Source organism: Cytobacillus sp. NJ13 (assembly GCA_030348385.1).
Taxonomy (GTDB): domain Bacteria; phylum Bacillota; class Bacilli; order Bacillales; family Cytobacillaceae; genus Cytobacillus.
Genome location: JAUCFP010000006.1, coordinates 1,827,053 through 1,839,867 on the forward strand (window position 1 = coordinate 1,827,053; position 12,815 = coordinate 1,839,867).

The 12,815-nt window shown below is 42.3% G+C and carries 10 protein-coding genes; all 10 read right to left on the bottom strand.

What is annotated here, in order from left to right; genetic code table 11:
• Nucleotides 1-60 precede the first annotated feature (60 nt).
• A complete protein-coding gene (murB, locus tag QUF73_08810; GenBank protein MDM5226314.1) occupies nucleotides 61-969 on the bottom strand; it encodes a UDP-N-acetylmuramate dehydrogenase in 909 nt (302 codons plus the stop codon).
• Between the two features lie 66 nt (nucleotides 970-1,035).
• Entirely contained in the window at nucleotides 1,036-2,139 is a 1,104-nt protein-coding gene (murG, locus tag QUF73_08815; protein ID MDM5226315.1) for an undecaprenyldiphospho-muramoylpentapeptide beta-N-acetylglucosaminyltransferase, read from the bottom strand.
• Nucleotides 2,140-2,442: 303 nt separating this feature from the next.
• Nucleotides 2,443-3,543 carry a stage V sporulation protein E gene (spoVE, locus tag QUF73_08820; protein MDM5226316.1) on the bottom strand — a complete coding sequence of 367 codons (1,101 nt, stop codon included), beginning with the start codon at nucleotides 3,541-3,543 and terminating at the stop codon, nucleotides 2,443-2,445.
• A 170-nt stretch (nucleotides 3,544-3,713) separates the two neighbouring features.
• Nucleotides 3,714-5,066, bottom strand: a complete 1,353-nt coding sequence (gene murD / locus QUF73_08825) for a UDP-N-acetylmuramoyl-L-alanine--D-glutamate ligase (protein ID MDM5226317.1) — start codon at nucleotides 5,064-5,066, stop codon at nucleotides 3,714-3,716.
• A complete protein-coding gene (gene mraY / locus QUF73_08830; protein MDM5226318.1) occupies nucleotides 5,067-6,041 on the bottom strand; it encodes a phospho-N-acetylmuramoyl-pentapeptide-transferase in 975 nt (324 codons plus the stop codon). It abuts the gene before it with no gap.
• 2 nt (nucleotides 6,042-6,043) lie between these two features.
• Nucleotides 6,044-6,493, bottom strand: coding sequence for a hypothetical protein (locus QUF73_08835; protein MDM5226319.1), 450 nt, complete (start codon nucleotides 6,491-6,493; stop codon nucleotides 6,044-6,046).
• 1 nt (nucleotide 6,494) lies between these two features.
• A complete protein-coding gene (locus QUF73_08840) occupies nucleotides 6,495-7,955 on the bottom strand; it encodes a UDP-N-acetylmuramoyl-L-alanyl-D-glutamate--2,6-diaminopimelate ligase (protein MDM5226320.1) in 1,461 nt (486 codons plus the stop codon).
• 236 nt (nucleotides 7,956-8,191) lie between these two features.
• The gene (locus tag QUF73_08845) at nucleotides 8,192-10,108 is read right to left on the bottom strand and encodes a stage V sporulation protein D (protein ID MDM5226321.1); all 1,917 of its coding nucleotides are present in this window, start codon (nucleotides 10,106-10,108) and stop codon (nucleotides 8,192-8,194) included.
• Between the two features lie 97 nt (nucleotides 10,109-10,205).
• Nucleotides 10,206-12,428: a penicillin-binding protein gene (locus QUF73_08850; protein MDM5226322.1), complete on the bottom strand. Its 2,223-nt coding sequence runs from the start codon at nucleotides 12,426-12,428 to the stop codon at nucleotides 10,206-10,208.
• Nucleotides 12,428-12,790: a cell division protein FtsL gene (gene ftsL / locus QUF73_08855; GenBank protein ID MDM5226323.1), complete on the bottom strand. Its 363-nt coding sequence runs from the start codon at nucleotides 12,788-12,790 to the stop codon at nucleotides 12,428-12,430. Before ftsL ends, QUF73_08850 begins: the two co-directional genes overlap by 1 nt.
• Between the last annotated feature and the right edge of the window lie 25 nt (nucleotides 12,791-12,815).

Here is a 12,815-nt window from a genome sequence, read left to right on the forward strand (position 1 = left end):
ACTGTTATCTAATAAATTATTATATCACAATAAATGGTATCCGTAAGGTATTATTCCCCGTTACTTTCGACCGATTATTTCCACTTCTGTCTCCATTTTTACTCCATACAAATCAAAGATTGTATCCTTAATGTGCTGAATTAATGCAAGTACATCTTCCGCTTTGGCATCTCCTGCATTTACGATGAAATTCCCATGCATATTGGAAATTTGCGCACCGCCGATGGTATGGCCTTTCATGCCGGCTTTTTCTATCAGCTGGCCAGCATATTCAGGAAGCGGGTTACGGAAAATACTGCCTGCACATGGGAAGTTCCAGGGCTGGGTTTCCTTCCTGTAATCCTTATTCTTTTGCATTGCAGAGGAAATTTTTTCCCTGTCGCCCTCTGTAAGCCGGAAAACGGCCTCAAGAACAATCCCTGGACGTTTCGTTTGAAGGACGGATGTTCTATATGAAAATTCCATTTCTTCGTTCGTGAGCCATTCCATCTTCCCATCCTCAAAAAGAACATGTGCTTTGGTCAGGATTTGTGAAATATCTGAACCGTGAGCGCCAGCGTTCATATAAACTGCTCCGCCTACAGACCCGGGAATCCCGCTGGCAAATTCGAGACCTGACAAGCCTTTTTTGCTGATAATTGTAGAGAGGGCAACCACTGAATAACCGCCGCCTGCTTTTAGCTCCGTTTCATTAAGATCCAGGTGATCCATGCCGCGGCCTAATTTAATAACCACACCTTCTATGCCTCCATCAGATACGAGCAAATTAGATCCTCTTCCAATTGCTCTCCATTTCAGTTCATAGCGACGGATCAATTCCATCGCTTTTGCCAGGTTTTCTATGGAAGAAGGCTCAATAAACAAATCGGCGGGTCCGCCAATTTTCATTGTTGTATGATTAGCCATCGGCTCATTTTCTTTAACTGTCCCGATGTTTAATTCTCTAAGCTTGCTGATAAATTCGTCCATATTTACCTCCCTTTCTATTGATTTCAACCTAAATTTATTTATTCTATGCGAATTTACTATTCAAGGCTACTTCCCATTATTTGAAACCAATTGAGCCATTAATGTGTAAAGCCTATTTGATGCATCACGAATTCCAAGTTTTTTCGAAGCTTCCTTCATGTTACTCATCTTATCTTTATCGAGGATGATTCGGTCAATGCTGTCAATAAGCTTTTTGCCTGTTAACTCTTTTTCAAGCAATAGTTCTGCAGCACCATGGTCGCTTAGCGCTCTTGCATTTTTCTCCTGGTGGTTGTTTGTAACATATGGGCTTGGGATTAAAATGCTCGGAATTCCTAAAGAGGTGATCTCTGCCAAAGTGGTGGCTCCCGCACGTGAGACGACGAGGTCTGCTCCGGCCAGCACTTCTGGCATATTGTGAATAAATGGTTTAATCATTACATTTTCAGGGCTTCCGACCAGTTCTATTTCTTTTTGTACATCCTCATAATGGACGTCCCCTGTGATATATAGCACCTGATAAGGCTTTTCACCCAGCTCAGCCAGAGTTTTTAGAACTGCATCATTAATTGGCCTTGCCCCTCTGCTGCCTCCAAAAATTAACACAGCAGGGACACCTGTTTTTAATCCTGCTGATAGTCTTCCCCTGATCCCATCCTGTCCCAGAACCTCTGAAGCACGCGGATTCCCTGTCATGACTGTTTTAGTTTCCGGAAAAAAAGCCTTTGCTTCCTCAAAACAGACTGCGATTTTATCAACATATCTGCTTAAAAACTTATTGGTTAATCCCGGGACGCTGTTTTGCTCATGGATAATGGTTGGGATGCCAAGCTTTGAAGCGGCATATACAACAGGACCACAAACATATCCCCCGGTGCCGATTACCACATCCGCATTAAATTCCTTAAGCATCTTTTTACTTTCACGAACGCCTTTCAGGAACCTTAGAACAGTTTTAACATTTTCCAAAGAAATTTTTCTTTTAAAACCAGTTATATGTATTGATTTAAAAGGGATATTTTCACGATTGACAATCGTATTTTCAAGCCCTTTTTCAGTTCCAATATATAGAAATTCGGCATCTTTATGTTCTTTCTGAATTTGTCTTATAAGCGCAAGCGCCGGATATATATGCCCGCCAGTTCCGCCGCCGCTAACAGCAATTTTCATTCTTTCACCTCAAAAAAAAATCTTATTATCAAAGAAAGCTTATTTTTTCTGCCATTGATCAAATATAAAGCTTTCAGATTTAGTGAACGTCATCCAGCTTGCGAGCGGAAAACACTCCCTCTTTTTTCCCTATTCTACTATATTCAAAACAAATAGATAGGAACGTACATCATAATGTTAAAGAAATGTAATAATGTGCAAAATTGCAAAGAAGTTTGATAATTCTCGATGCTGGATATATTGGTTCTTCCAAAAAAGAAACCCTGCTTCACAGGGTTTCCAAAATGCATGTTATAAAATGCGCTAATACCTTGCATATCTGCTTATATTAAGCAGAACCCCTATAGCCATGAGCATCAGTGTCAATGACGATCCCCCGTAGCTAAGAAACGGAAGTGTGATGCCAGTAACAGGCATCAGTCCTGTTACAACCCCGATATTAATCATTACCTGAATAGCGACCATTGCTATGATCCCAACAGCCAAGAAACTCCCATATAAATCAGGAGCGCCAAGCGCTATGCGGATGCCGCGCCATAAAAGAAGTGCAAATAATAAAATGACAAAAGATCCGCCTATAAATCCCAGTTCCTCAGCTAAAATGGCAAAAATAAAATCTGTCTGCGGCTCAGGAAGATAAAAAAACTTTTGTCTGCTCTGTCCCAGACCAAGGCCAAACAATCCTCCGGGCCCTATTGCATATAAGGACTGGATAATCTGGAATCCGCTGCCCAGAGGATCTTCCCATGGGTCTAGAAATGAAGTAATCCGCTTTATCCTGTATGGGGCTGACAGAACAAGTGCCACAAATCCGGCCAAGCCTGCAGCGCCAAACCAGACAAAGTGGCTAATCCTCGCTCCTGCGATAAAAATCATGACAACACAAGTACCCACCATTACAGTTCCAGTGCCCAAATCAGGCTGCAGCATTATTAATCCAAATGCTAAAAATACAAGCCCTAAAGATGGAACAAGACCTTTTCTGAAAGAGGTAATCAGCTTTTGTTTTTCGGAGAGGAATTTTGCCATAAATACAATCATGGCAAGCTTCATAAACTCCGAAGGCTGAATAGAAAATGCTCCAACGCCAATCCAGCTCCGCGAGCCATTTCGCACATTGCCGATACCTGGAATCAGCACCAGGAGCAAAAGCACAAAACAGACAATAATTAAGACCTTTGCCCAAGTTCTCCAGGTCCAATAATCCACATTCATGATAAAAAACATCGCAATAATTCCAACTCCGGCAAAAAGCATTTGCCTTTTCGCAAAAAAGAAAGAATCATCAAATTTATAATCTGCCCAAATTGCACTTGCACTATATACCATAGTCAATCCTACAGCAAGCAGCATAAAAGTGACGATCATTAATATAAAATCGGGAGTGGTTTTTTTGGTCGGCAACGAAAACACCTCGAATGCAAGTTTTAGGGCTATCAAGGAACCTTTTTCCTGCCGTAAATAAACTTACCTGTGTTTCGGCAGTCTTAATACGTTCCTTATTAAAGCTCTAAATGTCACGCGAAGCAGATGTATGCCTTTGCTGTCGTTTCCATAGTCCCGCAGACAAGCCCTTAATTAAGCTTATGCACCGCATCTATAAACATGTCTCCCCGAACCTCAAAAGTTTTATATTGGTCCCAGCTTGCACAAGCAGGAGAAAGCAGAATCACATCTCCTGGCTCTGAAAGCTTAAAGGCAGCAGGTACGGCTTTTTCCACATTATCGACACGCTCAATTGTTTTTATTCCCGCTTCCAATGCTGCATTTTCAATCTTTTCAGCTGTTTGCCCAAAGGTTACAAGAGCTTTTACCTTTTTTAGAGATGGGATGAGTTCATCAAAGCCATTTCCGCGGTCAAGACCGCCTGCAAGAAGAATCACAGGCTGATCAAATGCTGATACTGCATTCTTCGTTGCTAAAATGTTCGTTGCTTTAGAATCATTATAAAATTTCCTGCTCTGGTATTCACCAACATACTGCAGACGGTGCTTTACTCCTGTAAACGAACTTAGAACCTGGCTGATGGCTTCATTCCCGACACCGGTCAGTTTGGCAGCAGCCACTGAGGATAGGATATTCTCAAGATTGTGCTCTCCTGGCAGTGAAACATCCTTTCTTTCCATAACTTGTTCATTGTTAAAATAAATCCATCCATCTTTGACATATGCACCTTCAGACAGCTCTCTGGAAGTTGAAAAAGGAATTATTTTCGCCGCTGACCGTGCAGCGGCTTCCATTACTTTATCTTGATCGGCATTGACTATGAAATAATCCTTTTCAGTCTGATTCATCGTAATATTTGCTTTGGCTGCATGATACTCTTCTCTTGTGCCATGATAATCCAAATGGGCATCATATAAATTTGTTAAAATGGCGATTCTCGGCCTGAAATCCTGAATACCCATCAGCTGAAACGATGAAAGCTCAATCACGATATTATTTTCTTCTGCAGCATCCTGGGCGACCTCTGAAGCTACTGTTCCAATATTTCCTGCTATCAGCGGCATTTTGCTTCCAGCCAGAAGCATTTCAAACACAAGAGTAGTTGTGGTGGTTTTTCCATTTGTACCTGTTATCGCAATAAAAGGAGCTTCAGATACCTGAAAGGCAAGCTCCACTTCTGTAATGACCGGTATGCCCTTTTCAAGTGCTCCTTTTATCATTGGATTATGGTAAGGAATACCCGGATTTTTTACAATCAGCTCGAACCCCTCTTCCAGAAGTTCAATTGGATGGCCCCCGCATATAACCGTAATCCCCTGTTCAAGCAGTCCTTGAGCTTCAGGATTTTCTGCAAGAGGTTTATAATCGTTAACAGTTACAAATGCTCCAAGCTTATGTAAAAGGGAAGCTGCACTCACTCCGCTTTTTGCCAGACCCAGCACTAATATTTTTTTATGTCGATAGCGATTGACTTCTTTCACTTACACCCACACCTCAATATAGATTCCTAAGATTGCAAACAATAGGCCAACGGTCCAGAATGTAACAACAACCCGCCATTCTGACCAGCCCACCAATTCATAATGATGATGGAGCGGGCTCATACGGAAGATCCGCTTCCCGGTGGTCTTAAAAGATGCCACCTGTAAAATAACAGATAAAGTTTCAATAACAAAAACACCGCCGATAATAATCAGGATGATTTCAAGTTTTGTCAGGATGGCTATGGTCGCAATAGCCCCTCCAAGAGCCAGTGATCCTGTGTCTCCCATGAACACCTTTGCAGGGTGGGCATTAAAGACAAGGAAACCCAATACCGCTCCAACTACAGCAACAGAAAAAATGGATACTTCGAATTGGGATTGATTCCAAGCCAGTACTGCAAATGCTCCAAAAGCGATTGCAGCAGTCCCAGAGACAAGACCATCAAGTCCATCTGTCAGATTGACAGCATTCGAGAATCCGACCAGCCAGAAAATAATGAATAAAACATATCCCCAGCCCAAATCAATCGAAATGTCTGTCAGCGGAATATGCACTTCTGTTGAAAAATCATTTTGCTTGAAAACAAAATAAAAAATAACAGATATAATAATCTGGCCCAGCAGCTTTTGTTTTGAAGTCAGGCCTAAGTTTCGCTTTAATACTACTTTAATAAAGTCATCAAGAAAACCGAGGAGTCCAAAGCCCAGTGTAACCAGCAGCAGCAAATATGTTTCTACAGTAGGTTCTGAAAATTTCCCGGTCATAAGCAACGTGGTCACCGTGACGGAAAGAAGAATCATGATTCCGCCCATTGTCGGTGTACCCGTCTTTTTCTGATGGGATTTTGGGCCTTCTTCACGGATGCTTTGCCCGAATTTCAATCTTCTCAGGAAGGGAATAAAAATGGGAGACAGCAAAACAGTAATTAAAAAGCCTGCCAATATTGTGAAAAAAATAACTTGCTCCATCATACTTATCCCCTCCTTCCCTGCTTGGCATTTCCTGCAGCTTCCGCTAATCTTTCAGCCATCACTGCAATATCATATGTTGCTTCGTTTTCTTTAAGACTTTTTTTACCTGAAATAAGGAAATTTGTTGTGTTCATCTTTTCTTCTGATTTGCTTAATTTTTCTATATATAATTTCATGATGTCCTTTAAGCCTTTCGTTAAGTCATTTGTATAAAAAATAGGGAAATGATTCGGGGTATATGCCGGCGTCACGGCATTCTCATGCCAGAGAGCAGCAACAGCCCCTTTTTCAATAGCTTCTTTCAGATTTTCGGCCTCTCCAAAAGGAATATAAATTCCTTTTGGCTGCAGGGCGGAAGAGGACGCAGCGACCGTATGAAATTCCAGCTCATTATCCTTTATCCCTTTTACTGCCGGAAACAGTTCCGCTAAATCCCGATACGTCAAGTACATTTTATCGCTCCTCTATAGCCTCTTTTGCGACAAGGCGGTCATCAAAGTCGAAAACCTGGTTCCCCACCTGCTGATATGTTTCATGGCCCTTGCCAGCTATTAAAATAACGTCTCCTTCACCGGCATTTTTCACCGCGTAATGAATGGCTTCTTTTCGGTCAGCGATTGTTTTATAACTCTCACCTTTCACTCCCTCTTCCATATCCCTGAGGATTTGAATCGGGTCTTCACTTCGCGGGTTATCAGAAGTAAATATAGGGTCTGTGCTGTACTGGCATGCAATTTCAGCCATAAGCGGCCTTTTGGACCTATCTCTGTCCCCCCCGCAGCCAACGATGGCAAAAATGCGTTTCCGGGCAAATTGCTTTACAGTTTCCAAAGCATTTTTTAGGCTGTCCGGTGTATGTGAATAATCAACAATCACAGAAAAATCCTGGCCAGCATCCACGGTTTCAAATCTGCCTGCAACACCTTTTACTTCTTCAGCAGATTTGATGATTTGAGAGATTGATATCCCTGATGCGATACCTGCACCAATACTGGCAAGGACATTATAGATGCTGAATTTGCCTATCATTTTTAGAGAGACTTTATGCTTCCCAAATGGAGAAATTAAGTCAAAATCTGTACCGGCAGCAGTCATCTTAATATTAGTTGCGCGAAGGTCAGCTTCCTGATCGATTCCATAGGAAATGACATGAGCAGCAGTCGATTTTTCATATTCTGCAGAAGCAGGGTCATCTGAATTTAAAATGGCAAACTTCGGCTCTACATGATTATAAGCGCTTCCGAGCTGGGCAAAAAGCAGCCCTTTTGCTCTCCTGTATTCATCCATTGTTTTGTGATAATCCAGATGATCCTGAGTCAGGTTTGTAAATACAGCTATATTAAAATCACAGCCATGAATGCGCCCTTCATCAAGTGCATGCGAAGACACTTCCATTACGGCTGAATCTACACCTGCAACTGCCATTTTTCTAAATGTACTTTGCAGAGTCAAACTTTCAGGAGTGGTATTTTTCACTTCAAAGGTTTCATCGGCAATCTTCGTGTACATCGTGCCTATTAAGCCCGTTTTCCTTCCTGCATCGGCAAGGATCTTCTCTATTAAATGGCTTGTTGTTGTTTTGCCATTAGTGCCTGTTATGCCAATTAAATGAAGCTGCTTGCTCGGCTGTCCATAAAAAGCATCAGCCAGCACGGCCATGGCCCGTTTTGTATTCTTTACCACTATAACCGGGATATCCAAATCCAATTCTTTTTGGGCAATGACAGCTGCTGCACCTTTTTCTGCAGCAGAAGCCGCAAAGTCATGGCCATCAACCGTATACCCCTCAATACAGACAAACAGACTTCCAGGTGTAACTTTCCTGTTATCGTTAACAATCTCTGTGATATCCGGGTTTTCCCCTTTATAAGTCATATAAGGCTGCAAAAATCGCAGCAATTTATGTAATTCCATGTCTACCAATCCTCTCGTGTTAAACAGAACAATCTAATCCTTCTTTAATGCCTCTGGTCATATTCATTTTTAAAATCTCAAACTAACATTCTAAATGATGGCGATATATATTGTACATGATAATTGCTTTTTTAGCTATTTAATATATAGAACCCAAACCCAGAAAGTATGTTGCGGTTTCCTTACAAACAAAAAAATTCAGGCGGCGCAGGATGATGCCGCCCTCAGTTCTATTCTTATTTGTCGTCAAAATACAGCCGGATCGTTGACCCTTCTTTTAGCTTGATGCCAGGCTGAGGCGTTTGCTTGACCACTGTATTTCCTGTGCCGCTCGCATCAATTTTCAGGTTAAGATAGAGCTCACCCAGATCCTTTTTTGTCAGGCCGACCATATCAGGAACTTCTATCATTGGGGAATCCATCCATGTCAGCTCTTTTTCAATTTGATTTTTCCGCGGCTTTACTCCCATGGCCCGCAAGCTGTCCCCCATGATCTCCCCTACAATCGGAGCAGCAACTACGCCGCCAAATTGAATAGTTCCTTTTGGATTATCCACAGCCACATAAACAACAAGCTGCGGATCATCAGCAGGTGCGAATCCTATAAATGATACAATATGGTTATTTTCCAGGTACCGGCCATTTTGCGCTTTTTGTGCAGTCCCAGTTTTACCGCCTACACGGTACCCGTCGACAAATGCCTTTTTTCCTGATCCTTTTGCCACAACTGATTCAAGCGCTTTTCGGATTTCATCTGAAGTTTCTTTTGAGATTATTTTTCTCTTTGCATCAGGTGATTTTTTCATCAATATTTCTCCGGTAGCCGGATTAATAAGCTCTTTGGCTATATAAGGGGTATATAGTGTTCCGCCATTAACGGCAGCCGAAATGGCTGCTGCCTGCTGAATCGGGGTCACGGAAACTCCCTGTCCAAAAGCAGTAGTTGCCTGCTCAACAGGGCCAACCCGATCGAGATTAAAAAGAATTCCCTTCCCTTCGCCCTGCAGGTCGATACCGGTCTTTTCGCCGAACCCAAAGTCGCGGATATATTTAAACAGTTTTTCTTTGCCTAATCTCTCACCCAGCTCTACAAAACCGGGGTTACAGGAATTCTGGACTACTTCCAGATAAGTCTGGCTGCCATGGCCGCCCTTTTTCCAGCATCTTAGTCTTGCACCGCCAACTTCAACAGATCCCGGATCGTGGAAATGATCCTTCTCCAAGTCTACCTTGCCCTCTTCTAATGCAGCTGCCAGAGTGATAATTTTGAATGTGGAACCGGGCTCATATGTACTCCAGATTGGCAGGTTGCGGTTGTAAATTTCCGGGGGTACATTCCTAAAATTCGCAGGGTCAAAATCGGGCCTGCTGGCCATGGCAAGAACTTCTCCGTTATTTGGATTCATGGCAATTGCTATTATTCCATCAGGATTGTATTCAGCCTGAGCAATATCAAGCTCCCTTTCTACTATAGTCTGAATCTTGGAATCAATAGTGAGCTTTAAATCCATTCCATCAACCGGCGGCTTGTAGTCATCCGCCATATCGTTCATCCGTTCACCCTTTGCATTCGCATAAAACTTAACAGATCCTTTTTTTCCTTTTAGTTCTTCATCATAATATAATTCAAGACCCATAAGACCCTGATTATCAATTCCCGAAAACCCTAAAACATGCGAGAGATAATTCCCGAAAGGGTAATGGCGTTTTGAATCTTCTCCAATATATATGCCTTCAATTTCCAGTGCACGGATTTCTTTCGCTTTTTCATGGGAAATTTTTCGGCCTTCAGGGATTTTCACACTTGATGCTCTTTTTGTGATAAGCTGATAAGCTTTTTCTTTTGACATATTCAGCACTGCAGCCAATTTCTCTGCAGCATCAGCAGGATCTTTTATTTGCCTGGGTACAACATAGACAGTTGGGGCACTGACATTCGTAGCCAGCGGAACACCGTTGCGGTCGACGATTTCTCCTCTTTCCGGTTCGAAAGGGATGTCTCTGCTCCAGAGTTCCTTTGCGCCATCTGTAAGCAAATTCCCCAGAAAGAATTGAACATATCCAAGACGCAAATCAATAATAAAAAAAACGAGAATACCAACAAACAACGCTACAGTCAGCCGTTTTCGAACGGTTACATTTGAAACACGCATGTACGGACGAACCTCCTTAGATTATGGCTCGTTCCAATATATGCTTGTACATAAATGAATAGAACGCACTGCCGCTCATCCGGCAGTACGTTCTAATTTAATCCAGCACTGCTTCCTCTTCTTCCTGCTGCTCTTCTGATTCTAGGTTTTCCTCATTATATTTCTCTGCAGGCGGCTCAAGTTCGACGATTAAATAGTCACCTTCCCTGAGTGCAGAACCAGCCTTCAGATTTTGCTTCACCACATATCCGCTTCCTACGGTATTCAGCTTTAAGTCAGCAAGCTTTGCCACCTTCATAACGTCCCTTAGCGACCATCCATTCATATCAGGCACAGTTAACTCGCCTTCCGTCTTTAAGATTACTCGTTCTCCTTCCAGCAAATTGTACATATTTCCAGGGACCTGTCTTTCAACCTTGCTTCCCTTTCCCAGTACAATTGCTTCGAAACCGGACTTTTTCAATTCTGCTTTTGCTTCTTCAACTGTTTTCCCTTCCACTTCAGGTGCTAGTTCAGAGTTTGCCTTTAGTTCCTTTGCCGGCTCGATATTTAAATATTGAAGACTGCTTTTCATAACCGGTGTAAAAATCTTGGCAACCGGCTCAGCACCGTTTGTACTGAGGTCAATATCCGGCTGCTGGACCGCTACATAGATGATCAGTTCAGGATCATCTTTTGGCGCCATGCCTAAAAAGGAGAAGATAAAATTTTCATGTCCCGTTAAATATCCTCCGCCATTTGGGTCAGGGATTTGGGCAGTCCCCGTTTTTCCGGCAACCTCATAGCCCTCAATATTATACCTTTTGTAGCCCGTTCCATTTTCAGAAGACACAACCGTTTCCAGGATATCCCTGGTTTTCTTGGCCGTTTCTGCTGAGATTGGATTTCCCTTCACTTCCGGCTTTGTTTTTTTTAAGACTTGATTTTTATCACCATCAACAATACTGCTGATCACATGAGGCTGCATCATTTTGCCGTCATTTGCAATGGCAGTAGCTGCCTGTACCTGCTGAATCGGCGTAATGGCAGAACCTTGTCCGAATCCGGTCGTTACTTTATCAAGCGGCCACTCGTAAGCTATTTTTCCGCCTGTTTCATTCGGCAGGTCAATTCCAGTTGGATTTTCAAATCCAAACTTTGTTATATATTCCCTGTATTTTTCATAACCAAGCTTCTCTTTAACTATTTTCGCGAAAGCCACGTTCGACGAACGCTGAACACCTTCAAGGTAAGTAATGGACCCCCAGCCCCGTCCCTGGTTATGGTCGCGTATAGCAGGTGAGTTTTCTGTTACTTTATAACTCCCTGATTTAAACCATTCATTCGGATCAAATTTCCCCTCCTCAATGGCTGCGGCCAAGGTAAAGATCTTCATAGTGGAGCCGGGCTCAAATGAGTTTTCGATCACTTCATTATGCCATGTCTCTTCAATGCCTTCCTTTGTTTTCGGATGAAAGGATGGCCTCTGTCCCATTGCCAAAATCTCACCCGTTTTGGCATCCGCAACTACAGCAACCATCTTTTTCGGCTTATACTTTTCATCTACTTTATTCATGGAATCTTCGAGGAAAGTCTGTATCTTTTTGTCGATTGTCAAATACACATCTTTACCATTTTGAGCCGGCTGGATTTTTTGATCTCCATTTGGGAGGAGATAGCCCCATATATCGCTTTCGTAGCTGAACTTTCCATCTTTTCCTGTGAGCACATCATTCAAACTCTGTTCAAGGCCCAGCATCCCTACTGTATCGGTTTTATTCGTCTTCGATTTTTTCTTTTCCACATATCCGACTAAATGTGAGGCGAAGACCCCATTTGGGTAGAACCGTTTGGAATCAGTTATAAATGTAATCCCCGGTAATTTCATATCTTCAATTTCTCTTTTTGTCTTTAACGGAAGATCGCGCCCCTCTTTACCAAATTCCACCTGAAATGGCGTTTCCCCATCTTTGGTTTTCTTCGTCAGGATCCTATATATCTCAGACTCTTCCAGATCAATAGCTTTTGAAAGCGCCGCTGCTGTTTTTTCAGGGTCTTTCACATAATCCGGCTTCATGCTTTTATCGAGGATTGCTACCAGCTTGTAGGAAATAGTATCCTCGGCAATGACTTCACCATTGCGGTCATAAATAGTACCCCTTTTGGCCTGAATTGTCTTTTCACGTTCATATTTTTGCTGAGCTTTTGCAGCAAGTGCATGTCCCGCTGCTTCACCTGTAACCTGAATAGAAACAAAGCGGAAAATTAATACAAAAAAGAGCAGGCTGAATATTAAAAATAATATCGCTGCTCCAAAATTAATATTTGGCTGTTTCTTCATTAATCTTCCACGACCTTGACATTATTTCCGCTGAATTTAAGTCCCATTTCCTCAGCTTTTGCTTTAATGCGCTCGTATGTACTTAATTCGCCCACTTGCATTTCGAGATCTGTATTCACTTTATTCTGCGTTTGGATTGCTTCTTCTGTTTGCTGAATTTCTTTATTCACTTCGTATATGGATGCCTGGTTTGAAACCATTTGTACTGCACCAAAACAAACAATGCCAGTGAAAGCAAGTCCCAGTATTTTTTCCCCGGGGGAAAGCCATGACTTCTTTGATAATTTCTTGGGAGCCTGGACGGGCTGGGTTTGCACATCAAATTGTTTTTCTTCCTGAATTTTTCGGGCTAAATTGCTCATAATTCCCCTCCTGTAAATTTTTTAT

Excerpts from the sequence above, each read along its gene's own strand:
- murB (MDM5226314.1), bottom strand. The coding sequence starts at position 969 with ATGGACGAATTTATCAGCAAGCTTAGAGAATTAAACATCGGGACAGTT.
- murG (MDM5226315.1), bottom strand. The coding sequence starts at position 2,139 with ATGAAAATTGCTGTTAGCGGCGGCGGAACTGGCGGGCATATATATCCG.
- mraY (MDM5226318.1), bottom strand. The coding sequence starts at position 6,041 with ATGATGGAGCAAGTTATTTTTTTCACAATATTGGCAGGCTTTTTAATT.
- QUF73_08835 (MDM5226319.1), bottom strand. The coding sequence starts at position 6,493 with ATGTACTTGACGTATCGGGATTTAGCGGAACTGTTTCCGGCAGTAAAA.
- QUF73_08840 (MDM5226320.1), bottom strand. The coding sequence starts at position 7,955 with ATGGAATTACATAAATTGCTGCGATTTTTGCAGCCTTATATGACTTAT.
- QUF73_08845 (MDM5226321.1), bottom strand. The coding sequence starts at position 10,108 with ATGCGTGTTTCAAATGTAACCGTTCGAAAACGGCTGACTGTAGCGTTG.
- QUF73_08850 (MDM5226322.1), bottom strand. The coding sequence starts at position 12,428 with ATGAAGAAACAGCCAAATATTAATTTTGGAGCAGCGATATTATTTTTA.
- ftsL (MDM5226323.1), bottom strand. The coding sequence starts at position 12,790 with ATGAGCAATTTAGCCCGAAAAATTCAGGAAGAAAAACAATTTGATGTG.